25 protein-coding genes and 1 pseudogene are annotated in these 22,780 nt (G+C 32.5%); all 26 read left to right on the top strand.

Going from position 1 to position 22,780, the window contains the following annotated elements; genetic code table 11:
* A pseudogene (locus MRZ08_RS05995) lies at window positions 1–654 on the top strand (hypothetical protein); the annotation flags it as partial.
* Window positions 655–665: 11 nt separating this feature from the next.
* A complete protein-coding gene (locus MRZ08_RS05990; RefSeq protein ID WP_297380537.1) occupies window positions 666–1,022 on the top strand; it encodes a DUF1292 domain-containing protein in 357 nt (118 codons plus the stop codon).
* The gene (locus MRZ08_RS05985; protein WP_297380534.1) at window positions 1,015–1,962 is read left to right on the top strand and encodes a TIGR01212 family radical SAM protein; all 948 of its coding nucleotides are present in this window, start codon (window positions 1,015–1,017) and stop codon (window positions 1,960–1,962) included. The genes MRZ08_RS05990 and MRZ08_RS05985 overlap by 8 nt, the downstream gene beginning before the upstream one ends.
* A 1-nt stretch (window position 1,963) precedes the next feature.
* The gene (locus MRZ08_RS05980; protein WP_297380532.1) at window positions 1,964–2,392 is read left to right on the top strand and encodes a hypothetical protein; all 429 of its coding nucleotides are present in this window, start codon (window positions 1,964–1,966) and stop codon (window positions 2,390–2,392) included.
* A 33-nt stretch (window positions 2,393–2,425) separates the two neighbouring features.
* Window positions 2,426–2,971 carry a DUF6648 family protein gene (locus tag MRZ08_RS05975; RefSeq protein ID WP_297380530.1) on the top strand — a complete coding sequence of 182 codons (546 nt, stop codon included), beginning with the start codon at window positions 2,426–2,428 and terminating at the stop codon, window positions 2,969–2,971.
* 1 nt (window position 2,972) lies between these two features.
* Window positions 2,973–3,929 carry an RluA family pseudouridine synthase gene (locus tag MRZ08_RS05970; RefSeq protein WP_297380527.1) on the top strand — a complete coding sequence of 319 codons (957 nt, stop codon included), beginning with the start codon at window positions 2,973–2,975 and terminating at the stop codon, window positions 3,927–3,929.
* Window positions 3,929–4,831, top strand: a complete 903-nt coding sequence (locus MRZ08_RS05965; RefSeq protein WP_297380523.1) for an ROK family protein — start codon at window positions 3,929–3,931, stop codon at window positions 4,829–4,831. The genes MRZ08_RS05970 and MRZ08_RS05965 overlap by 1 nt, the downstream gene beginning before the upstream one ends.
* On the top strand, window positions 4,821–5,519 hold the full coding sequence (locus MRZ08_RS05960; RefSeq protein WP_297380521.1) for a response regulator transcription factor: 699 nt from the start codon (window positions 4,821–4,823) through the stop codon (window positions 5,517–5,519). Before MRZ08_RS05965 ends, MRZ08_RS05960 begins: the two co-directional genes overlap by 11 nt.
* A complete protein-coding gene (locus MRZ08_RS05955) occupies window positions 5,510–6,985 on the top strand; it encodes a HAMP domain-containing sensor histidine kinase (protein ID WP_297380518.1) in 1,476 nt (491 codons plus the stop codon). Before MRZ08_RS05960 ends, MRZ08_RS05955 begins: the two co-directional genes overlap by 10 nt.
* The gene (locus tag MRZ08_RS05950; RefSeq protein ID WP_297380515.1) at window positions 6,969–8,474 is read left to right on the top strand and encodes a hypothetical protein; all 1,506 of its coding nucleotides are present in this window, start codon (window positions 6,969–6,971) and stop codon (window positions 8,472–8,474) included. Before MRZ08_RS05955 ends, MRZ08_RS05950 begins: the two co-directional genes overlap by 17 nt.
* Before the next feature lie 51 nt (window positions 8,475–8,525).
* Entirely contained in the window at window positions 8,526–9,104 is a 579-nt protein-coding gene (gene rdgB, locus MRZ08_RS05945; RefSeq protein WP_297380511.1) for an RdgB/HAM1 family non-canonical purine NTP pyrophosphatase, read from the top strand.
* Window positions 9,101–9,571 (top strand): metallophosphoesterase, encoded by a 471-nt coding sequence (locus tag MRZ08_RS05940; RefSeq protein ID WP_297380508.1) that lies wholly within the window; start codon window positions 9,101–9,103, stop codon window positions 9,569–9,571. Before rdgB ends, MRZ08_RS05940 begins: the two co-directional genes overlap by 4 nt.
* Before the next feature lie 10 nt (window positions 9,572–9,581).
* Complete coding sequence (locus MRZ08_RS05935) at window positions 9,582–9,986, top strand: hypothetical protein (protein ID WP_297380506.1); 405 nt, start codon at window positions 9,582–9,584, stop codon at window positions 9,984–9,986.
* A 1-nt stretch (window position 9,987) separates the two neighbouring features.
* Window positions 9,988–10,731: an HAD-IB family hydrolase gene (locus MRZ08_RS05930; RefSeq protein ID WP_297380503.1), complete on the top strand. Its 744-nt coding sequence runs from the start codon at window positions 9,988–9,990 to the stop codon at window positions 10,729–10,731.
* Window positions 10,732–10,912: 181 nt separating this feature from the next.
* Entirely contained in the window at window positions 10,913–11,626 is a 714-nt protein-coding gene (locus MRZ08_RS05925) for a hypothetical protein (RefSeq protein WP_297380500.1), read from the top strand.
* A 29-nt stretch (window positions 11,627–11,655) separates the two neighbouring features.
* Window positions 11,656–12,150, top strand: a complete 495-nt coding sequence (gene ruvC / locus MRZ08_RS05920) for a crossover junction endodeoxyribonuclease RuvC (RefSeq protein ID WP_297380497.1) — start codon at window positions 11,656–11,658, stop codon at window positions 12,148–12,150.
* The gene (gene ruvA, locus MRZ08_RS05915; RefSeq protein ID WP_297380494.1) at window positions 12,150–12,737 is read left to right on the top strand and encodes a Holliday junction branch migration protein RuvA; all 588 of its coding nucleotides are present in this window, start codon (window positions 12,150–12,152) and stop codon (window positions 12,735–12,737) included. Before ruvC ends, ruvA begins: the two co-directional genes overlap by 1 nt.
* A gap of 8 nt (window positions 12,738–12,745) precedes the next feature.
* The gene (gene ruvB / locus MRZ08_RS05910; protein ID WP_297380491.1) at window positions 12,746–13,753 is read left to right on the top strand and encodes a Holliday junction branch migration DNA helicase RuvB; all 1,008 of its coding nucleotides are present in this window, start codon (window positions 12,746–12,748) and stop codon (window positions 13,751–13,753) included.
* A gap of 1 nt (window position 13,754) precedes the next feature.
* Window positions 13,755–14,777, top strand: a complete 1,023-nt coding sequence (queA, locus tag MRZ08_RS05905; protein WP_297380488.1) for a tRNA preQ1(34) S-adenosylmethionine ribosyltransferase-isomerase QueA — start codon at window positions 13,755–13,757, stop codon at window positions 14,775–14,777.
* 8 nt (window positions 14,778–14,785) lie between these two features.
* Window positions 14,786–15,904, top strand: a complete 1,119-nt coding sequence (gene tgt / locus MRZ08_RS05900) for a tRNA guanosine(34) transglycosylase Tgt (RefSeq protein WP_297380485.1) — start codon at window positions 14,786–14,788, stop codon at window positions 15,902–15,904.
* Window positions 15,904–16,173: a preprotein translocase subunit YajC gene (locus tag MRZ08_RS05895; protein WP_297380483.1), complete on the top strand. Its 270-nt coding sequence runs from the start codon at window positions 15,904–15,906 to the stop codon at window positions 16,171–16,173. Before tgt ends, MRZ08_RS05895 begins: the two co-directional genes overlap by 1 nt.
* A 76-nt stretch (window positions 16,174–16,249) precedes the next feature.
* The gene (gene recJ, locus MRZ08_RS05890; RefSeq protein WP_297380481.1) at window positions 16,250–17,980 is read left to right on the top strand and encodes a single-stranded-DNA-specific exonuclease RecJ; all 1,731 of its coding nucleotides are present in this window, start codon (window positions 16,250–16,252) and stop codon (window positions 17,978–17,980) included.
* Between the two features lie 4 nt (window positions 17,981–17,984).
* Complete coding sequence (locus MRZ08_RS05885; RefSeq protein WP_297380478.1) at window positions 17,985–20,165, top strand: bifunctional (p)ppGpp synthetase/guanosine-3',5'-bis(diphosphate) 3'-pyrophosphohydrolase; 2,181 nt, start codon at window positions 17,985–17,987, stop codon at window positions 20,163–20,165.
* The gene (gene dtd, locus MRZ08_RS05880; RefSeq protein ID WP_297380475.1) at window positions 20,165–20,614 is read left to right on the top strand and encodes a D-aminoacyl-tRNA deacylase; all 450 of its coding nucleotides are present in this window, start codon (window positions 20,165–20,167) and stop codon (window positions 20,612–20,614) included. The genes MRZ08_RS05885 and dtd overlap by 1 nt, the downstream gene beginning before the upstream one ends.
* Window positions 20,614–21,216, top strand: a complete 603-nt coding sequence (locus MRZ08_RS05875) for an MBL fold metallo-hydrolase (protein WP_297380441.1) — start codon at window positions 20,614–20,616, stop codon at window positions 21,214–21,216. The genes dtd and MRZ08_RS05875 overlap by 1 nt, the downstream gene beginning before the upstream one ends.
* Before the next feature lie 8 nt (window positions 21,217–21,224).
* On the top strand, window positions 21,225–22,780 hold a 1,556-nt coding region (gene aspS / locus MRZ08_RS05870), incomplete at its 3' end, for an aspartate--tRNA ligase (protein WP_297380438.1).

Here is a 22,780-nt window from a genome sequence, read left to right as displayed (position 1 = left end):
GTTGACTTTATTGTAAATAATGACTTTGAGGCTGAGCTAGTTAATATATTTGAGATAGTAAAAAATGAAATTATAGAAAAAAATCTTAAGTATGAACCTGAGATGAAGCTATCTATAAAAAAAATCGAGAGCAAAAAGCATCTTCCTATAAGTGGGGAGTCTTTTAATCACTTAGCTTCCTTCATAGAACTCATACCTACGGGTAGCTACTTTGTAAACTCGGTAGATGAACAAACCATAAGTTCTTGTTCTCTAGCAACAGCAAGGAGTCTCAAAAATTACATTAATATGATTTTAGTATTGAGATCACTATCTGAAGAAAGCATGAGAAACATGGAAGATAAGGTTAAACTTGCATCTACAATATCATCATCAACTCTTACCGAAAGATTCAACATTGATAAATGGAAAAATACCGATAATGAGTTGACTGAAGTATTTAAAAAGTCATATATGAAGCTAGAAGGAGAGGAATTAAAGGCCATAAAGACTCAATTTTCTCTTGACAGCAGTATTATATTTAATAACTTAAATGTGAAAATCATATCAATTGGGGTAAAATATAAACAAGGTGATAGTATTTATTATTCAAGTTTAGATGATCTTTCTAAGCTCATTTCTTTACTTGAGACGGTACTTAGCGAAATTAATTAATAGGAGGGACTATGACAGAAAAACTTAATCTACATGGTCACGAAGTAGAATTTGGAAAGAATAAAGGAAAGGCTATAATTGAGATAGGTTTTGATGAGAACACAGACCAATGTTATCTTATTGATATATTCACTGTTGATGAAACAGATTATGTCGCTTTATTATCAAGTGATAGCTCGCAAATTTATTTATTCTACTATAACGATTCCTTCGATAATGATGAAATAAACTTAGAAATAATTGAAGATGAAGAGGAAATGGATGAAGTTTTCCATTTATTCACCCATTATTGGGATGAAGAAGCTTTAGATAATCTAGTAGATGATTATGAAAGTGATATGAATGACAATGATGTGATAGATGAATAATAACCCATATTATTCAGTAAGTAAGTATTATAAGGATACTTACGGAGAAAAAGTCTATAAACTACCTATTAAACTATCCCTAACTTGTCCCAATAGAGATGGGGCTTGTGGAGTAGGCGGATGTATATTTTGTTCGGAATCAGGTGGTTCTTTTGAAAATCTACCAAGTTTCCTTACAGTTGACCAGCAGCTGGAAAAAAACAAGGATTATATAGGTAGAAGGTATAAAGCTGAAAAGTTCATAGCCTATTTTCAAAACTTCTCTAATACCTACATGAATATCAGTGATTTTAAAGAAGTGATCAGGGCATGTGATAAGGACTATATCGTTGCTATTTCAATATCCACTAGAAGTGATTGTGTAAGTAGAGATAAGCTTATATTTTTAGAAGAATTTAGTCGAGAAACTGGAATAGATATAACGTTTGAGTTGGGTCTTCAAACAGCCAATTATAGAAGTCTAGATATCTTAAATAGGGGAGAGTCCCTGGCAGATTATATTTTGGCAGTACAGATGATAAATGAATATAAGTTTAGAGTTTGTACCCATCTAATCTTATCCCTACCCTGGGATGATTTAAGAGACGTAGTAGAAACAGCAAGAATTGTTAATGTACTAGGTGTAAAAGAGATAAAAATTCATTCCTTGTTTATTGTTAAAGATACAAAACTTGCCAAAATGTATGAAGAAAATAAAATACAGATGATTAGCAAGGAAGAGTATGAAAACAATGTCATTGAATTTCTAAGATATATCGACAAAGATGTCGCGGTAGCAAGAATTGTTGGAAGAGCTCCAGAAGAAGAAACGATATTTTGCAATTGGGATACATCTTGGTGGAAAATTAGGGATGAGATAATACAAACTATGAACGACAAAGGAATAGTCCAAGGCGATAAAAGCAAAAAAATAATTTTTGATAAAATAAAGGAGGATTAATATGATTAATTTAGTTTTAGGTGAACAAGGTGTTGGTAAAACAAAATACTTGGTTGAGGAAGCAAACAAAGAGAAAGAAAAAGGAAATAACAATATAGTATTTGTTGACACTGATGATAGCCAAATCAACACACTAGAACACAAAGTAAGACTAATCAATGCAAAAAGCTACAAGATTAATAACATTGATGGACTTCTAGGATTTGTAGGAGGAATTCTTGCTCGTGACTATGATATTGGAAAGATTTATATAGATGGAATTTATGATATAATCGATATTAACAAAGATAACATTGAAGAACTTAGTCAAAGACTTAAAGATCTATCTGAGTATTCAAAATCTGACATATACCTAGGATTAGATTGGACAAAAGAAGACGTTCCTAGCTCTCTAGATGCAGAAGTTATTGAATTAAAACTAGAAGATTAGTTATGACCGTCTCTAAGGAGACGGTTTTTTATTATGAATATAGAAGAAAAAAAACTAAGAATATTTGAGAATTGGAGAAAGGAATCAATTGATTTATTAGATAATGCTAAGATTAATAAGGATGAGTTTTTAGATTTGAATTATAATTTTTTCAAAAAATTAGAACTCAAGCCTTTTTCTCAAATCACTAACACTAAAGAGGCTATCTACAATTACCAATACTATAACGTAATGGCCAAAAAATGTAATTTTGATGCAAAAACTTACCAGAATTTGAAAAAGAAGAAAAGAATATACAATAAGCTTATAAATGATAGGGAGAATTACTACTATCTTAAAGATATTGCAACTCAAAGATTATTAGAAATGATTGATTATAAAAATTTGGAATGCTATTACATAAGTCTAAGGTCTAAAAGACTTAAAGGCTTGATATTTGAGATTCATATTTTGGATAGAGAAAAGCTTATATTACATTCTAAAAACAAAAAAATTCTTGATAAACTAAAAGAAAAGGGTGTTTTTAGTGAAATGGCTAGAGAATCATTAATAGATTCTTATGTAAATAAATCATATTAATATGAAAGAAGTTAGAATAAGTGAAAATGACGGAAACCAAAGATTTGATAGATTTTTAAGAAAATATTTTGAAAATGCTCCTCTGTCAGTTATTCAAAAAAATATTAGAAAGAAAAATTTTAAAATCAATGATAAGAGAGCAAAAAAAGATGATTTTATATATCCTAATGACATAGTCAAGATGTATATAAAAGACGAAGATTATGATAAATGGATTACAAAAATCGACTATAAACCTAGTGATTTCGATCTTGATATAGTCTATGAGGATAAGAATATAATAATTATGGACAAAAAGTCAGGTCTCTTAACTCATGCCTCCTCTAAAAATGATTATGGTAATAATCTCGTAGACAATATGTTACAATATTTGTACAAGACCAAATCTTTTGATATGTCAGATAGAACTTTCAAGCCAGCTGTGGTTAATAGACTAGATAGAAATACAGCAGGTCTTGTTATAGGAGCAAAAAATGCCGATAGCCTTAGGAGACTTAACAAGGCGATTAGAGAAAATAAGATTGATAAGTTTTATCTAACAATTGTAAAAGGTTATGTTGAAAAGGAATTTTCAATAGATACTCTTATAAGTAAAAATGATAATCGTAATCGTGTCAAAAAATCGAAGGATGGCAAGAGAATTAAGACTAATTTTAGGCCATTAGAAACAAATAAAAAGTTTAGTTTACTTGAGTGTGAATTAATTACTGGCAAAACTCACCAGATAAGATTTTCGTTAAAAGAAAATTCCACACCTATAATTGGTGATAGAAAATATGGCGATAGAAATATAAATCAGCAGTTAAGAAAATTTGGAATAAATAATCAAATTCTTTTGGCCTATAAGATTAGATTTTCAAACATAGAAGGATTGGAATATTTGGAAGGTAAAGAATTCTATTCTGAAAGAAAAGAATCTATTTTAAAATTAAAGGATAAAATATTTAAGGAGTTATAATGGGAAAAGTAATAGGAATTGATATCGGTGGAACTAAAATTAATGCATGTTTAATAGATGATAAGGGCGAAATATTAGAAAGAAAAGAAGTTCCTACCAATGCTAATAGGGGTAGGGAAGTAGTTTTAGAAAATATAAAAAGTGCTATTTATGACTTATCTTATAAAGAGGCTATTGCTGTTGGTATTGGTACTCCAGGCTTTATTGATTCAGACAATGGGATTGTAACTTTTGCAGGAAATATTAAGGGATGGACAGGACTTAACTTAAAAGAAGCAGTTGAAGAATTCGTTGACATTCCTGTCTTCGTTGAAAATGACGCTAATATTGCATTAATAGCAGAAAAATGGATAGGAGCATGCAAGGATTACGATAATGTCGTTATGATTACCCTAGGAACAGGACTTGGCGGTGCTATCTATACAAAAGAAGGTGGACTTCTTTCAGGGTCACATTTCCAAGGAGCAGAACTTGGTCATATGATCCTACATGCAGGAGGTGATCCTTGTACTTGTGGACAAAATGGATGTGCCGAAAGCTACTGCGCAGGAACTGCTCTAACTAAAGGATACAAGAAGCTAACTGGTAAGGAATTGAGCGGTCAAGCTATTTTTGATCTTGTAGATACTGACAATGATGCAAGGAAAGTTTTGGAAGACTACCAATCTGACCTAGGATATCTTTTAACTTCACTTAGAAATATCTTTGATCCTGATGTTATAGTTGTAGGTGGAGGTGTAATTCATGCCAAGGATGTTTTCTGGGACGGAATGGTATCAAAATATCAAGAATACTGCAATAAACCTAGCGAAGTCGATATTATTCCTGCTAAATTTTTAAACAACGCTGGTGTAATTGGTGCTGCTAAGATTGCCTTTGAAAGAGTAAATCATGGAAAATAAGAAAATTTTAATAGTTGATGATGAAGATCCAATTAGACAGTTTATGAAGATAAATCTTGATTATCAAGGTTATCAAACAGTAGAAGCTGCTAGTGGTGAAGAAGCAATTAAAATTTTTGAAAAAGAAAAACCTGCCCTTGCAATACTTGATATAATGCTTCCTGGAATGAGTGGATACGAAGTATGTGAGAAGATAAGAACTGAAGCCCCTATGACAGGAATAATTATGGTTTCTGCTAAATCGCAAGACATTGATAAAATTTTGGGTCTTGAAAAGGGGGCTGATGATTATATAATAAAGCCTTTCAACCCACAGGAGTTAATTCTAAGAGTTAGATCGCTTATGAGAAGAGTTAACCTAAGTCAGGCTAGGCCTAAAGATGATAGTAAGGAAAATTTAACGGATGGACCATTTACCCTTGATATTTATGCAAAAAGTTTTTATAAAAATAATAAGGAGATAGATGTAACACCAACGGAATTTACAATATTACAGAATTTCATCAAAAATAAAGGAAAGGCTATGACTAGAGATGAGATAATGACTCAAACTTGGGGAGAAAACTACAGTAATGATACAAAAATTGTTGATGTAAATATCAGAAGAATAAGAGCTAAGATTGAGGATAATCCTGCAAAGCCTGAATTTATTGAAACAGTCTGGGGTACAGGTTATAGATGGAAGTAATTAGAAACGATGAGTTTATAGATAAAGAAATAAAATCATATAACAATAAAAGCCCAAACGATAGTATTAAATTTAATGTTATAAAGATAGTAATGTTTTTTGTAATTACAGTAGTAATTGGATTTGAGATATTTGCCTATAATAGTATAAGATCATACTACGAATCAGCACTTACTGATTCCATGAAAAATCAGGCGAGGATAAATCAATTGCAATTTAGTAATTATATGAACAGATACGACCTAAGTGATATTATTATTGGTGATAAGAATATATTCTACAGATCAAATGATACTCAAGTGCAAATACTTGACAATTCTGGAGTGGTTTTGTTCGACTCCATAGCTTCAGATTTAGTAGGCAATACTTTAGAGAGTTCTGACGTCAAATCTGCTATAGAAGGCAAACAAGACTCTACAAAATCTAAGAGAGAATCTACCGGGGAGAGTTTACTCTCCCTATCTTATCCTCTAGTCTCAGCCAACCAACAAGTAGGAATTATTAGATTAACTTCTTCTATGGATAAGGTAGATAAAAGAATTAGTGATGATACTTTCTGGTATGTCATATTTGGTATAATCGTAAGTCTATTAGCCCTTGTTGTTTCATTTTTCGCGGCATCAAGTTTTGTAAAACCTATAAATGATTTGATTAAGGTTTCTGAGAAACTGGCTTCAGGAGATTATACGGCAAAAGCAAGTATTAGAGGAAATAACGAGATAACTGAGCTTGCAAATACATTAAACAGCCTAAGCGATAATATTATTCAACGAGAAGATATGAAAAACGACTTTATTTCATCTGTTTCTCATGAACTTAGGACTCCACTAACATCTATTAAAGGATGGGCTATTACCCTACAGGCACCAGAAATGCAAAAAAATGAAGATATGATGGGTCAAGGACTTAAAATAATTGAAGATGAGGGGGATAGACTTTCTATGATGGTAGAAGATCTTTTGGATTTTTCTAGACTATCTTCGTCAAGTTTTAAGTATGATAAGGAAAAACTAGATATAGTAGAACTTTCAAAGCAAATTCACACCCAGCTTTTCCCGAGGACCCAAAGTCAAAATATAGGGTTCAACTTTGTAACTATATATAAGGAAATTCCAGTATTTGCTGATAAAAATAGGATGAAAGAAGTTTTGATAAACATAATTGACAATGCAATCAAGTTTACTTCTGAATCTGGCCAAATTGACCTAATAATTGATCAAGAAGACGGAAATGTCCTTATTACAGTCAAGGATAATGGAGAAGGGATTAAAGAAGACGAGATAGCATTTGTAGCGAGTAAATTTTACAAGGGCTCTTCTTCAAAATCGCAAACCGGTCTAGGCCTATCAATATGCGAAGAAATCGTTAAGGCTCACAGTGGGAAGCTTGTGATCAAAAGCCAATATGGTGTAGGAACATCAGTAACTGTACAGATACCGAGGTATGAAGATGAAGAAAGTTTATAGACTGCTGATACTGTTAGTATCAATTATGGCCTTATCGTCATGTACTAATAGTAAAAGTGAAGAATTAAATAATCTAATCCAAATGCCTCAGCAAGAATCGCCATCTATTACAGGGACTTGGAGGGTGAAAGAGGTAAAAAGCAAGAAAGATTCTTCCGAAGATCAAATACCGAATCAAGGGGACTTGATTTTCATTGACAAAAATCTTGTAGCCATAGGCGATTCGTATGCATTTCCTCCAGCATTTACATCCAAGTATGTGAATTTGTCAAAATATCTTAAAAATAGAGGGATAGACAATATAAAAGTATCTAAGGACAAGAATTCTGTTATAATAAATGCTTCCCAGGGTCAGCTTTTTTCAAAAGATTTCATAAAACAAAGCGATTTATCTATGTTTTATATAATAAATGATAGCTTAGTAGTTTTAGAGAAAGTATCTAACAAAGTTGATTCAAAAATCTTAAACAGCTATTCTAAAAAGGCCAGCAAGGAAAGGACGACCAATCCAGAAGGAGAGGAGGTAGCAGAAGATCAAGCAATCACCCTAGGTGTTAGAGAAAGGGTTGATGAAAGTAGTGATTATGTATCATATAATTATTATACATATTTAATACGAATCAAAGATAATGGGGATATTTCTTACAAAAAAGCCTATAATATATTTGTAAACGATAAGGACGAGTATTGGTCAATCAATACTAATAGCAATAACATTACAAACAATTATGATGAACTTGTAGCTTTTCCTGTTAGAATTAGAGATAAAATAGGAAATCCTTCTACTAGAAGCATATATTCCTTCAAAGATATTAATCTTAATATGCGACTAAACTATGTTTCTAATGAATTCATATCAATAGACTACACTAGCCTAGTAAATGATAATCCTATAAGAAAATATGCTATTCTTGAAACAAAAAATCTAAAAGAGGGCAAGTTTTTATCTCTTCAAGAATTCACGGGTGAGGAAGATTCGGATTTGATATTTAAGGAAAGAGTTTTGGACGAGGCTAACTCTAATTTTAAGAATTTTGATGAAAAAAATATTCCTTTTGATAACACGAATTTTGGTATAGTAAGGAATCAGGGACAATGGATATTCCAGTCTTCAATCTTTACAGGAGATGGAGAGAACTTTGAACAAAACTTTTTTCCTATGGAAATTGCAATAGGTAGCCAAATGCTAAACAAGAAGTCTAACAAAGATACAAAAGATTCCCTAACAAGAGATCAGGTTAGAAATATTAATTCACAATTTAAAGACTATCATATAATATCTAATGGGAAATACATCTTGATACAAACTCCAGATGAGATTTTAATCCATAAGATAAGGGATAATTTGATAGAGAAAAATCCCACATTTTCTATACCAACTATGAATTCTACAACAATTGTATCTATCGATGAACAGTCTGCTAGCTCTGCTGAAAATTTGGAGTCAGCATTTACTAATTATAACGAGATAATAGAAGAGCAACGTTAATTCACTTGACTAAGTACAAGTTTTTCTGTTATTATTTTATAAGGAGAATATATGGAATTACTATTTGCGACAGCTAATAAAGATAAATTAATAGAAGTTAAAAAAATGCTAGCTAATGATTTGATTAAAATGCCTATTGATATTGGAATTGAGAATTTTGACGTTATCGAAGATGGAGATACACTTGAAGAAAATTCATATAAGAAGGCACATGAGCTTCATAAATTAACTGGTAGACCAGTTTTTGCAGATGATACTGGGCTTTTTGTAAAATCTTTAGATAATAGGCCTGGCATAAATTCACATAGGTACGCATCAGTCAACGCTACTTATGAAGAAAACCGTAAGAAGTTATTAGAAGAATTAAATGATAAAGATGATAGAAGTGCCTACTTTGAGACTGTGATTTCATATATAGACCCAAAGGGAGAAGTGATTTATTTTACTGGAAGACTTTATGGACATATAAGCGAGATTGAGAAGGGTATAGGAGAATTTGGCTATGATAAAATTTTCATACCTGAAGATTCTCAAAATACCCTAGCTGAGTTAACTATAGAAGAAAAAAACCAAATTTCACATAGGGCAAGAGCCATGGAGAAATTCAAAAAATACTTAGGTGAGATATGAAAATTCTAGTAACAAGTGATACTCACGGCATGTATGATGCAATAAGTGATTATATACTTTCACATGATGACATAGACTTATTAATCCATGCTGGAGATGGTCTTGAAGACGTAGAAAAAATTTATTATGAAACTGGTATAGCTCATTATGCTGTTAAGGGGAATAATGACTATTTCATTGAAGAAGATTATGAAAAAGTTATTAATTTAGGAGACAAGAAGATTTTTCTAAGCCATGGTCATAGGTATAATATTGACTTTACCTATGAAAATATTTTGGAAAAAGCAAAGCAGGAATCTTGTGATATCATTATATTTGGTCATATTCACAAATATGTAAACGAAATCAAAAACGGAATACTGCTTTTAAATCCTGGATCTCCTTACTTAGCTAGAGATGGATTTTATGGTTTTGTAATATTAGAGATTGATGATAAAATAAAGGTAAATAGGATTGAGTTAAATTAAGGAAGGAATTATGACTGGGTTAATAAATTTAGTTTCCCAATACTCATCTAGGCTTGCAATAGTACCTATTGTATCTTTTATTATGGCAGCAATATCTATAGTTATCTATTTCATTAATAAAAAAAGGATTGTCAAATTCATTCCTTCACTTGTTGTTGGAGCTTTGGCAGTAATTATTGGAATAATTTCTATTACGATTTTCGCAAGTAATTCTGGATTGAATATGGCTTGGATTGCTATATTTTTGGGATCTGCCTCTATAGTGGGTATAATAGTTTGTTTTCTTATAGAACTTGTTGTAGATATAAGAAGTAAAGTAGAAGACATAGAATCTAATGATGAGAAAAGCTCATCTAAAGAAAGAGTAGCCAAGAAGAGAAATTTTAGGAAAAAATCAGATAAGAAGGAAAAGTAAAATGAAAAAAAGAACGGCAGCTTTTTTTGATATTGATGGAACTCTTTTTAGAAACTCCCTTCTAATTGAGCATTTCATAAAGCTTACAGAAGATGGAATTCTTCCCAAAGAAATTTGGACTAATGAGATTGGTCCCTTATACGATAAATATCAAAATAGACTTGGCGCCTATGAGGACTATCTAGATAAGGCAGCTTTAGTTTATCAAAAAAGTATGGTAGGGCTTGATAGGAATATTATAGAGAAATACTCGAAGCTTGTTATAGAAGAAAATAAAAATAAAGTTTATATGGTGACGAGAAAGGCTGTCGAAAAACACAAGATGAGAGGCGATTTGATTTTTTTCATCTCTGGTTCTCCAAATTTTCTAGTAGATCATTTTGCTAATTTCTACGGAGCAACAGAATCTATATCGACCGATTATGTTTTTGATGAAAATAATAAATTTTCTGGTAAAGTAATTCCTATGCGGGATGGCAATAGTAAGCTTTCAGCTATAAAAGATTTAGATAATAGATATGAAATAGACTTAGATAATTCGTTCTCCTATGGAGATACAAATGGGGATATAACAATGTTTGAAATGGTTGGAAATCCTCATGCAATTAATCCTAGTTTTGAGCTGATATCTAAACTCCTATCTAGTAAAGAGCTTAGAGATAAGTCTGTGATTAATATAGAAAGAAAAGATGTGAATTATAATTTTCGACTAGGAGATATGGTCGTAGAATTTAATAAGTTTTAAGATTTTAATGAATATTATTTTATTATAAAATTGATTTTGGCTAAATAGAAAGAAAAATATACAAAGATAAATTTTTCATGAATATTATTTCTTTTGTTTAGCTATTTTTGTTCCCTAGTAGGAAAATTATTGATTTTTTTATCTGATTTTATGGTAAAATAATATAAGAGGTAAGGAAGTAATGAAGGCAGAATTAAGCGAAAATTATCCAATAATTGAAAAACTTGAATATAATTTTTTAATAAATGAAGATATATACTCATTGAATACGCTTATGTCTTTGTTACATGATAAAAATTTTGTTTATTTTTCTAAAAATAGTTTTTATGTTAAAGATTATGTTCTAAAGAACCTTAAAAAATATTTTTGGAACCTAAGAGATATTGATCAGGTTATTGACTCATTGGATAGGTTGCTTGGTCAAGATATTTATAGATATGAATATATTATATCTATAAAAGCTCAATATAGGGCCTTTAGAGATAAGAAGGCAGTAGATCAACTTGAGTACAAGTTGATTAATGATTTGGGTGTGAATTACCTAATTGAAAGTACGAATTTTCACTACAATAGATTTGATCCTAAAATTATCGAAATTTCTGATAATTTTAAGAGAAATATTTATGATAACAAGGGATTAGTAAAAGAACTTAACAAAGACATTAAAGTCTATGCTGATATGATTATAAAGGATAAGATTTATAATATTGATACAACAACCCACAAGCAGCTAAGCTTTGACACTGATTCTATTTATACAGAAGATATTACTAGCCAACAATCGAAGAAAATGTATGAAAAAACTCTTAACTATTTGTATAAATCTATCGTAGATACCTACGCAGAGTATTATTTTAGAGGTTTAATTAGAGAGGTGTTTAAAAGATATCAATAGGGCATATAGCCCTTTTTATTTTGAAGATTATGAGGATATTAGGAATAGATCCAGGTATTGCCATTATGGGATACGGGGTAATTGAATTTAAAGAAAATAAGATTAAAGTATTGGAAAATGGAGTTGTAACCACTTCATCTAAGACTAAAACAGGCAAAAGATTAGAACTCTTGTATGATAATTTGCACGAAATTATAGAGGAGTTTAAGCCGGATGAGTTTGCTATTGAGGAGTTATTTTTCAATGCAAATGTCAAAACAGCAATAATTGTGGGGCATGCAAGAGGAATTCAGGTTCTTTGCGCTCAACAGAAGGGACTTCCTATTTATGAATACACGCCCCTACAAATCAAACAAGCTATAACTGGTTATGGTAGAGCTAGCAAAAGTCAGATGCAACTTACTATTACTCAATTATTAAATCTAAAAGCAGTCCCCAAACCAGATGATGCAGCAGATGCCTTATCTGTTGCCCTATGCCATGCTCTAAGCCAGAGATTTAAAGAAAGGTACAGGTTAAATTAATGATTTCATATATAATAGGTCATGTTAGGTCGATTAAAGAAGATAGTTTTATAATTGAAAATAACAATATGGGTTATTTGATATTTTCTTCCCTAGCAACCTTGTCCAATATAGAGATAAATAACGAATATAAGATTTATACTTCCATGCAAGTCAGAGAAGATGATATATCTTTGTTTGGATTTTTTACAAAAGATGAGCTAGAGATGTTTACTCTCTTAACTTCTGTTTCTACAATTGGGCCAAAGATTGCTATGGGAATCCTATCGTCTATTTCTGTTAATGAAATAAAAACTGCAATAATTAACAACGATATAGACAAACTTACAGTTGCAAAAGGTATAGGGAAAAAATCTGCTTCAAGGATTATCTTAGAGCTTGTAGACAAGGTTAAGAAGATGGACTTTGTACCTGTAGAAAACATCGTGCTCAATAGTAAAGATAACGAAGAGATTGATGTCGCAAGAGAGGCCCTTCTTAACCTTGGTTATGAGAAAAATGACGTAGAGAAAGTTTTATTTGAGCTTAAAGATACAGACTTAAGCCTAGAAGGACTCATCAAAGAAAGTCTTAAGAGATTGATATAGGTGATTAAATGTATGATAAAAATGAAAGAATAGTTGGAAGCAACGAACAAATAGAAGATCTACAAGCAGAAAGTAGTATTAGACCAAGGTGGTTAAAGGATTATATTGGTCAGGATAAGGTAAAAGAAAAGCTTGATATCTTTATACAATCATCGCTTTCTAGAAATGAACCCCTAGACCATGTCTTGCTGCAAGGACCACCAGGATTAGGTAAGACCACCCTTTCTACTATTATAGCTAATGAATTGGGCGTTAATTTAAGAGTGACAAGTGGGCCTGCCATTGAAAGACCTTCAGACCTTGCAAGTATTCTTACAAATTTAGCTGAAGGGGATGTTCTTTTTATAGATGAAATCCACAGGATAAACAGGTCAGTAGAAGAAATATTGTATTCAGCTATGGAGGATTTTGTCCTAGATATAATTGTAGGCAAAGGTCCAAATGCCCAATCGATTAGGATTGATTTAGCTAAGTTTACTCTAATCGGAGCAACTACAAGGGCTGGTATGCTTTCAGCGCCACTAAGAGATAGGTTTGGCGTCCTACTTGCTCTTAACTTGTATGATACGAAAGATCTAACTACTATAGTTCAAAGATCGGCTCAAATCCTTGATATTCCTATAGATGATAAGGGAGCTTTGGAAATTGCTCGAAGATCTAGGGGTACACCAAGGATTGCCAATAGACTTCTAAAAAGAGTCAGAGACTTCGCTATAGTTAAGGCTGATGAAAAAATTGATTTTGAAACGAGCAAGAAAGGTCTTGAGCTTTTAGAAATCGATCCTATGGGCCTTGATACTATGGATAAGAAAATAATAATGACAATGTATGATAATTTCGGAGGAGGGCCTGTTGGAGTCGATACTATAGCAGCCTCTACCGGAATTGAAAATGTAACAATTGAAGATGTATACGAGCCATATTTGTTACAAATCGGCTTTATATCAAGAACTCCAAGAGGAAGAGTTTTGACTAGAAAAGCTTATGAACATTATGGACTCAAGATAGAGGAGTAAGATGAGAACAGAAGAATTTGATTATGATTTGCCAGAAAGCTTAATAGCGCAACATCCATCAGATAAGAGAGATGAAGCTAGGATGATGGTATTAGATAAGAATACTGGAGAGATGGAAGATAAGCACTTTTTTGATATAATAGATTATCTAAATCCTGGAGATGTCCTAGTTATGAACGATACTAGGGTCATTCCTGCTAGGCTTTTTGGTCACAGAGAAGGAAGAGATGAGTCAATAGAAGTTTTTCTCCTACACAATATAGAAGGGAAAAAATGGGAAGTGCTTGTTAGACCAGGTAAGAAAATGAAGATTGGTGTTGAAGTTATTTTTTCAGATGAACTCAAAGCCAAGGTTATAGATATCAAAGAAGATGGTAATAGAGTTGTCGAATTTACCTATGAGGGAATATTTAATGAAATTCTAGACAAACTCGGTAATATGCCCCTCCCACCATATATCAAGGAAAAACTGAAGGATCCTGAAGAATATCAGACTGTTTATTCTAAAAACCCAGGATCTGTAGCAGCTCCTACCGCAGGACTTCATTTTACTAAAGAGCTCTTGAAGAAAATTGAAGAAAAAGGGATAAAACTTGCCTTTTTGACTTTAAATGTAGGACTTGGGACCTTTAGACCTGTAAATGAAGATGACATCAAAAATCATAAGATGCATTCAGAATTCTACACTATAAGTCAAGAAACAGCAGATATAATTAATGAAGCTAAAAAAGAAGGAAATAGAGTAATAGCTGTTGGTACAACAAGCATTAGAACTTTGGAGTCAGTTTATAAAAAATGTGGAAAGATTCAAGAGGATTCAGGATGGACTGATATATTTATATATCCAGGATTTGAATATAAGGTAGTAGATGCAATTATAACAAACTTCCACCTTCCAAAATCTACTCTTATTATGTTGGTAGCTGCTTTTACAAGTAAGAAAATAATATTAAATGCATACGAGTACGCAGTTAAAGAAAGATATAGATTCTTTAGCTTCGGCGATTGTATGTTTATTTGTTAAGGAGAAATATGGCTTTAAAATATGAATTAATAAAAAAAGATAAATACACAAATGCTAGGGTTGGAGTCATTCACACTGCCCACGGGGATATACCTACTCCAATTTTTATGCCTGTAGGAACCTTGGGTACAGTAAAGACTATGACACCGGAAGATCTCCTAGATATGGGGGCCAAAATTATTCTCGGTAATACCTACCACCTTTACCTAAAACCTGGTATGGATATTATGAAAAAGGCGGGGGGACTTCATAAATTTATGAATTGGGATAAGCCAATTCTTACTGATTCTGGTGGATTTCAAGTTTTCTCCTTATCGGATAATAGAAAAATAACTGAAGAAGGAGTAACCTTTAGATCTCATATTGATGGTTCTAAGCATCTTTTTACTCCAGAAAAATCAATAAGCATACAAAACGATATACATTCAGATATCATGATGAGCTTTGATGAATGCGTAGATGCTAGAGCTGATTATGATTATGTAGAAAATTCAATGAAAAGGACCTTAAGATGGGCTAAACGTGGTCTAGATTATCACAAAGAACACTCTCACCCTGACCAATCTTTATTTGGTATAGTTCAGGGTGGGATGTTTAAAGACCTTAGGGAGATATCTGCAAGAGAAACTACAGCTATGGACTTTGACGGCTTCTCAATTGGTGGACTTTCTGTTGGAGAAACTAAGGAAGAAATGATTGATATCCTAAACTTCACAACACCATTTCTCCCTGAAGATAAACCTAGATACAATATGGGAGTAGGAACTCCTGATTACCTATTTGAGTCATTCGAAGCAGGAATTGATATGGCTGATTGTGTACTTCCAACAAGAATTGCAAGAAACGGAACAGCCCTTACTTCTAGAGGAAGGCTTGTTGTAAAAAATGCCGCTTTTAAGGAAGACTTTTCATCCCTGGATCATGAATGTGATTGCTACACTTGTAGGAACTATTCAAGAGCGTATATAAGACACCTCATGAATGTAAATGAAATTCTTGGAGCAAGATTACTCTCTTATCACAACTTATATTTCTTATTAAAAATGTGCGAAAATATCAGGGAAGCTATTATGGAAGACAGGTTCCTGGATTATAAGAAAGAATTCTACGATAAATATGGATATTAATGAAGATAGAATATTTAATACTTATAATATTATTAGCATATTTTTATAAAATAAGCATAAAAGATAGTATATCTGAATCTAAAAACAAGAAATTTATTCAGGAAAACCTTAAGATTGGTTCTTATGTTGTAATTATGTCTGGCATAATAGGTGAAGTTATAGAAATGGATGAGTCGACTGTAATAATTGTAAGTGGAAATAGAGAACATAGATCCTATCTTAGAATAGAAAAAGAATCAATCAAAAAGATAATTGATAGACTAAATTAAGGAGGGAGGCTTTGGCCTCTTTTCTTTATAAGATTGATTAAAGAAGTATAGTTTATATAATTAGAAAGGAAGGGCTATGGCTAATTGGTATATATATAATAAGAAAGAAAACTATATTAATAATTTAAAAAATAAAGATATAACTAAGTTAGAAGCCCTTATCTTGGCTAATAGAGATATAGTAGATCCATCTGTCGTTGATATGTTTATTAATCCAAGCTTGGATAAACTCCATGACCCCTTTATGTTAAAGGATGTGGATAAGGCTATAGATTTAATAATAGAAACAATACAAAATAATGGAGAAATTCGAATCTTTGGAGACTATGACCAAGATGGCATCGCCTCTGTAATGACTCTACTTGATGGCCTATTATTTTACTATGATAATATAAGTTATGATATACCCCATAGGGTAGAAGATGGTTATGGCATTTCAAATAATATGAGCGAGAAGGCTATAGCTGATAAGGTAAGCTTGGTAATAACTTGTGATAATGGAATCACAGGTTTTGATCAAGTAAAGAAACTTAAAGACAATAATGTTAAAGTAATTGTTACTGACCACCATCAGATAGAAAAGGAAGATAATGATGGTTGGGTCGACCAAATTTTGCCAGATGCTGATTGTGTAATTAATCCACATAGGCTTGATAGCAGCTATCCCTTCAAGGACTTGTGTGGAGCAGGAGTTGCCTTTAAGCTAATGCAGGCTCTTTACATTAAACTTGAAGGAGATTTTGAATACCTTTTTTCTCTCCTCGAATATGTTGCTATGGGAACGGTTTGCGATATTGTTTCATTAACAGATGAAAATAGAATATTTGTTATAGAGGGATTAAAAAGACTAAATGCAACAGAAAAATATGCTATTAAAGCCCTACTTGAAGAAGCGGGATGGAAGAAGGAAATTAACGAGTACACTTTAGGCTTTATCCTAGGACCTTTGATGAATGCAACGGGTAGACTAAGCACTGCAAAACTAGCTATAGAGCTTTTGATGGAAGAAGACATCGATAAGATTCATGAGTATGCAAAAGAACTTGTAAATCTAAATAACAGAAGAAAGTCCCTGACTGAAGAGGGCATAAATAAATGTATAAAGATAGCAGAAGATAAGTCTTATGATAACGATGATGTTATTGTTATTTATGAGCCTTCTATTGATGAAAGTATCTGTGGGATAGTTGCAGGCAGGATAAAGGAAAAGTATTACAGGCCTACTATAATTCTTACCAACTCATCAAAAGACGGGATTCTCAAAGGATCTGGTAGATCTATAGAAACATACAACATGCATGATGAGATTGTCCCTTTTGATGATAAATTAGAATCATTTGGAGGCCATCCCATGGCGTGCGGCTTATCGATTAAGATTGATATCTTGGATGAGTTTAGAGACTTTTTGAATGATAGTTCAAATCTTAGCAAAAAAGATTTGGAAGAGGTCATTAATATTGATACTCAAATAAAACTATCTAATCTTTCATTAGAGTTTGCAGAAAGCCTAGAAAAGCTTAGGCCCTTTGGAAAGGATAATCCAAGACCTATTTTTGCTAACAAGGGCGTAGATATAGCCGACGTTGAAATGATAGGAAAAGATAAAAGGACCATGAGGATGAAATTATTCCAAAATGGAAACTATTACAATGCTATAAAGTTCAACGCCCTTGATGATTATGAATATTTGTCTTTAAAGTTTGATGGGAATATTAAGGGTAATAAAATTGATATAGTTTATTATCCTGATGTAAATGAGTTCAGAGGCAATAGGACTTTACAAATAAAATTGATTGATATAAGGTGATGATATGGCAACTGATTTTAATAAAGAATATGAATTATTTGAGGATGAAATAAAGAAAAATAATCCCCATGCAAATATAAAGTTAATCAAAAAAGCTTATGATTTTGGTGAACTTCACCATAGAGGTCAAAAGAGAAATTCAGGAGAAGATTATTTTATTCATCCAATTGCTGTTGCTAAAAAATTATCTGATATGAAGCTTGATGACGAGACTATCTGTGCTGGACTAATGCATGATGTTTTAGAGGATACGCCAGTAACAAGAGAAGAAATGGCAGGAGAATTTGGTGAGGAGATAACATTTCTAGTAGATGGTGTAACCAAGCTTAAGAATCTAAATTATACTTCAAGAGAAGAAAAACAAGCTGAAAATATCAGAAAGATGGTCATGGCCATGTCTAATGACGTAAGGGTTGTACTGATAAAGCTATCAGACAGGCTCCACAATATGAGAACCCTTGAGTATATGACCAGAAAGAAACAAATTCAAATAGCAGATGAGACTTTAGAAATATATGTCCCACTTGCTCATAGGCTTGGAATATACTCGCTTAAGTGGGAGCTTGAAGATTTATGTTTTAGATACCAAGAACCTGAGAAATACTACGAATTAGCCGAAATGGTAAATGTTAAAAGACGTGAGAGGGAAGCCTACATTAATGAAATAATTAATACATTGACTAATTCTCTTAAGGATACTAGTATAAACTTCGAGATATCTGGTAGACCTAAATCATTGTATTCTATAAACAAAAAGATGGAAAGAAACGGCATAGCCTTCGATGAGATTTATGATTTGACTGCTATTAGGGTAATTGTGGATACAATAGCTGAATGTTACGCAGTTTTAGGAAAGGTCCATTCCTTATGGAGGCCAATACCAAATAGGATTAAAGATTATGTAGGCCAACCTAAACCAAACGGTTATAGGTCACTTCATACAACAGTTTTTGGCGAAGATTCTAAGCCATTCGAAGTTCAAATAAGAACAAGACAGATGCATAAGGAATGTGAGTACGGAGTTGCCGCCCACTGGAGATATAAGGAAAATAATAATACCAAATCTGACTTCGACGATGCCATGAGTTTTTTAAGAAGGATTGTCGAATGGCAACAGGAAGGTGGAAAAGATGTAAACAACAAAGAGTTTATGGATACTCTAAAAAATGATTTCTTCTCTAGAGAAATTTACGTCTATTCACCAAGGGGAGAAGTTTACTCCCTACCAATGGATGCTTGTTCTATAGATTTTGCCTATAAAATCCATACAGAAGTTGGAAATAATTGTGTTGGTGCCAAGGTAAATGGAAGAATGGTTCCTTTGACCCACAAGCTAAAAACTGGAGATTTGGTAGAAATTATAACTAGCAAAAATTCCCACGGTCCGTCGAGAGACTGGCTTAATATTGTTAAGAGCAATCAGGCCAAAAATAAGATAAAACAATTTTTCAAGAGAAATGACAAAGAAGAAAATATAGAAATTGGTAAAAACTCTGTAATCAAGGAAATCAAAAAATATAGACAAGGCTACAAATCTCTTTTAAGAGAAGAGTGGCTTGATAAAATTGCTAGTGATTTGGGCTATCCTGGAGAAGATGAAATGTATGCATCTGTTGGATATGGGAAAACAAACGTTGAACAGATCACACAAAAACTTATCAAGTTTGAAGTAGACGAGAAAAAGGAAGAAGATGCTAAAAAGCCAATAGATTTTAGCAAGGGAGAGATACAAAATACTGGATCTGGAGAGATTAGGGTAAGTGACTTAGATGAAAATGTCGAGGTCAAGCTTGCAAAATGTTGTACTCCTGTTCCAGGAGATCCAATTATAGGTTTTATTACAAAAGGAAATGGAATTTCAGTTCATGTTAAAACTTGCCCAAATATTATAAACTTGAAATCTCCTGAAAGACTTATTGATGTTTATTGGCAAAATACAAAAGAAGACAAATTCCCTGTTAAAATTCAGCTACTAACCTCAAACTCGCCTTCTGTACTCTTTGAGATAACCAAACTCATGTCAACGGTAAATGTTAATATCTTGGCTATAAATGCAAGAACTGATAAGGATGCAGGTACAATAGACTTGTTAATCGAAGTAAATAACATGGATCAATTATCCGATGTTATTACGAAGTTAAAATCTATTAAAACTGTGGAGAATGTATATAGGATAAAGAATTAATGAGAGCAATAATACAAAAAGTAACAGAAGCTAGTGTAGTAGTAGATAAGGAAAAAGTATCTGAGATTGGCCCAGGATTTATGGTTCTACTTGGGGTAAAGGATACAGATGACAAAGAAGACTTAGCTTATATAAAAAAGAAAATTTCTAAACTGAGAATTTTTGAGGATGATGATGAAAAAATGAACCTATCGCTCAAGGATGTTGGAGGAGAAATCCTCGTGGTTTCTCAGTTTACCCTCTATGGAGATGCAAGAAAAGGTAACAGGCCATCATTTACCAGCTCAGCTAAGGCAGATAAGGCTAAAGAATATTATGAAATACTAATAGACGAGCTTAGAGAAGAAGGTTTCAATGTAAAAACCGGAGTTTTTCAAACCCATATGCAGGTAAGCCTAGTAAATGATGGACCTGTAACAATAATTTTAGATAGTGAAAGGATACTTTAGTGCAGGTTAAAAAATTTATTGAAGGACCAGTAATGACCAATATGTATGTGGTTAGCGACGAAAATAACGAAGGTTTTATCGTTGATTGTGCATATCCAAGTAGGGAAGTAGAGGAATATATAGAGAAAAATAATATTAAAATAAAGTTCATCCTACAGACCCACACTCATTTTGATCATGTGTTAGGTCTCGAGCATTTTAAAAATCTTTACAAGGTTAAGGCATATGCCTCGGAAGATTCATCAAGCATTGCCAACGATAAAGACTACAATCTAGCATATTCATATGATGTCAAGGTCGATATCGATGAATATTTAACAGATGGCGAAGTCTTTAGCGAGTATAATATAAAAGCTATAAAGACTCCAGGTCATACGATTGATTCGATGTCTTTTAAAATCGAAGATATGATATTTTCTGGAGATACTTTATTTAAGCTATCAATAGGAAGGACCGACTTTCCAGGTGGAAGTTATCCTCAAATAATTGATTCAATAAAAAATAAGTTAGGTGGATTTGATAAGGATACAATAGTCTATCCAGGTCATGGAGATGAAACATATATAGGCTTTGAACTTATTAACAATCCATTTTTATCATAGGAGGTAGTATGGAATTTAAAAGAACAAATATGTGTGGTGACCTAAGAATCGAAAATGTTGAAGATTCTGTAGTTTTGATGGGCTGGGTTGCAAAAAAAAGAAACTTGGGATCCTTAGTTTTTATTGATTTAAGGGATAAAACAGGCATTACCCAAATTGTGGTAAGAGAAGACGATAAGGATAATTATGAGAAGGCAAGATCAATAACACAAGAGTACGTCTTGGAAGTCAAGGGAACAGTAAACGAGAGAGAATCAAAAAATCCTGATATTGGAACAGGTGACATTGAGATAATAGCAGATAAGATAAATATTTTAGACAAGGCAAAAACACCTCCTATATATATAAAAGACGATGATGATGTTAGTGAGAATTTAAAATTAAAATATAGGTACCTTGATTTAAGAAAGCCAAGTGTACAAAGAAACTTAAAGCTAAGAAGTGATATAGTTAGGACAATGAGGGAATATATGTATAACAACGACTTTACTGAAGTTGAAACACCATTCCTAACTAAGCCAACTCCAGAAGGAGCTAGGGACTATCTTGTACCTTCAAGAATTAATGAAGGAAAGTTTTACGCTCTTCCTCAATCCCCACAACTTCTAAAACAAATCCTAATGATTGGCTCTCTTGATAGATATTTCCAAGTTGTTAAATGTTTTAGGGACGAGGACTTAAGAGCTAACAGACAACCTGAGTTTACTCAACTTGACCTTGAGATGAGTTTTTCTAACCAAGATGATGTTATAGCTATGAATGAAGGCCTATTGAAGGAATTATTCGACAAATACACTGACTATAACCTAAAACTTCCTATTGATAGGATGGATTATTCAGAAGCTATTACATCTTACGGATCTGATAAACCAGACTTAAGATACGGCTATAAGATTAAAGATGTAAGCAGTGTGTTTGAAAACAGCGATTTTAAGGTTTTTACTGACAATACTAGCGATGGCAGATCTGTAAGAGCAATTAACTTCAAGAATATTGCAGCTAATTATTCAAGAAAACAATTAGATAAATTAACAGATTTTGTTAAAGATTACGGCCTAAAGGGCTTATCCTATATCAAATACTCAGAAGATATCCAATCATCAATAAAGAAATTCTTAACAGATGATATAATTGCTGGGCTAAAAGATAAGCTTGAAATGGAAGATGGAGATTTGATCTTAATTGGAGCAGATAAGGATAAAACAGTTCTTGAAGCCATGGGAGCTTTAAGAAAAAAAGTAGCAAAAGATAATGACCTGATTGAAAAAGAATACGCTCTTTGCTGGGTTGTCAACTTCCCAATGTTCGAATATAGCGAGGAAGAAGATAGGTACGTTTCCCAACACCATCCATTTACAATGCCAAACGAAGAAGATATAGATTTACTATTAACAGAACCAGAAAAGGTAAGAACTCAAGCTTACGATATTGTTATAAATGGTGATGAGATGGGAGGAGGATCTGTAAGAATTAACAATTCTGATCTACAAGAAAAAGTATTTGAAGCGCTTAAGTTAAGTGATGAAGATATAAAAAACAAATTTGGATTCTTCATAGAAGCTCT

The sequence above is a fragment of the Anaerococcus sp. genome, from assembly GCF_022770135.1.
Taxonomy (GTDB): domain Bacteria; phylum Bacillota; class Clostridia; order Tissierellales; family Peptoniphilaceae; genus Anaerococcus.
This window is presented reverse-complemented; position numbering and strand designations above follow the sequence as displayed.

Bases quoted from the DNA above. Each gene is read 5' to 3' on its own strand.
- tgt (WP_297380485.1), top strand. From the start codon at position 14,786: ATGGCTTTAAAATATGAATTAATAAAAAAAGATAAATACACAAATGCT.
- recJ (WP_297380481.1), top strand. From the start codon at position 16,250: ATGGCTAATTGGTATATATATAATAAGAAAGAAAACTATATTAATAAT.
- MRZ08_RS05930 (WP_297380503.1), top strand. From the start codon at position 9,988: ATGAAAAAAAGAACGGCAGCTTTTTTTGATATTGATGGAACTCTTTTT.
- MRZ08_RS05940 (WP_297380508.1), top strand. From the start codon at position 9,101: ATGAAAATTCTAGTAACAAGTGATACTCACGGCATGTATGATGCAATA.
- ruvC (WP_297380497.1), top strand. From the start codon at position 11,656: ATGAGGATATTAGGAATAGATCCAGGTATTGCCATTATGGGATACGGG.
- MRZ08_RS05965 (WP_297380523.1), top strand. From the start codon at position 3,929: ATGGGAAAAGTAATAGGAATTGATATCGGTGGAACTAAAATTAATGCA.
- MRZ08_RS05925 (WP_297380500.1), top strand. From the start codon at position 10,913: ATGAAGGCAGAATTAAGCGAAAATTATCCAATAATTGAAAAACTTGAA.
- MRZ08_RS05960 (WP_297380521.1), top strand. From the start codon at position 4,821: ATGGAAAATAAGAAAATTTTAATAGTTGATGATGAAGATCCAATTAGA.
- dtd (WP_297380475.1), top strand. From the start codon at position 20,165: ATGAGAGCAATAATACAAAAAGTAACAGAAGCTAGTGTAGTAGTAGAT.
- MRZ08_RS05970 (WP_297380527.1), top strand. From the start codon at position 2,973: ATGAAAGAAGTTAGAATAAGTGAAAATGACGGAAACCAAAGATTTGAT.
- MRZ08_RS05985 (WP_297380534.1), top strand. From the start codon at position 1,015: ATGAATAATAACCCATATTATTCAGTAAGTAAGTATTATAAGGATACT.
- MRZ08_RS05980 (WP_297380532.1), top strand. From the start codon at position 1,964: ATGATTAATTTAGTTTTAGGTGAACAAGGTGTTGGTAAAACAAAATAC.
- MRZ08_RS05895 (WP_297380483.1), top strand. From the start codon at position 15,904: ATGAAGATAGAATATTTAATACTTATAATATTATTAGCATATTTTTAT.
- ruvA (WP_297380494.1), top strand. From the start codon at position 12,150: ATGATTTCATATATAATAGGTCATGTTAGGTCGATTAAAGAAGATAGT.
- ruvB (WP_297380491.1), top strand. From the start codon at position 12,746: ATGTATGATAAAAATGAAAGAATAGTTGGAAGCAACGAACAAATAGAA.
- MRZ08_RS05955 (WP_297380518.1), top strand. From the start codon at position 5,510: ATGGAAGTAATTAGAAACGATGAGTTTATAGATAAAGAAATAAAATCA.
- MRZ08_RS05990 (WP_297380537.1), top strand. From the start codon at position 666: ATGACAGAAAAACTTAATCTACATGGTCACGAAGTAGAATTTGGAAAG.
- MRZ08_RS05975 (WP_297380530.1), top strand. From the start codon at position 2,426: ATGAATATAGAAGAAAAAAAACTAAGAATATTTGAGAATTGGAGAAAG.
- MRZ08_RS05935 (WP_297380506.1), top strand. From the start codon at position 9,582: ATGACTGGGTTAATAAATTTAGTTTCCCAATACTCATCTAGGCTTGCA.
- queA (WP_297380488.1), top strand. From the start codon at position 13,755: ATGAGAACAGAAGAATTTGATTATGATTTGCCAGAAAGCTTAATAGCG.
- MRZ08_RS05885 (WP_297380478.1), top strand. From the start codon at position 17,985: ATGGCAACTGATTTTAATAAAGAATATGAATTATTTGAGGATGAAATA.
- MRZ08_RS05950 (WP_297380515.1), top strand. From the start codon at position 6,969: ATGAAGAAAGTTTATAGACTGCTGATACTGTTAGTATCAATTATGGCC.
- rdgB (WP_297380511.1), top strand. From the start codon at position 8,526: ATGGAATTACTATTTGCGACAGCTAATAAAGATAAATTAATAGAAGTT.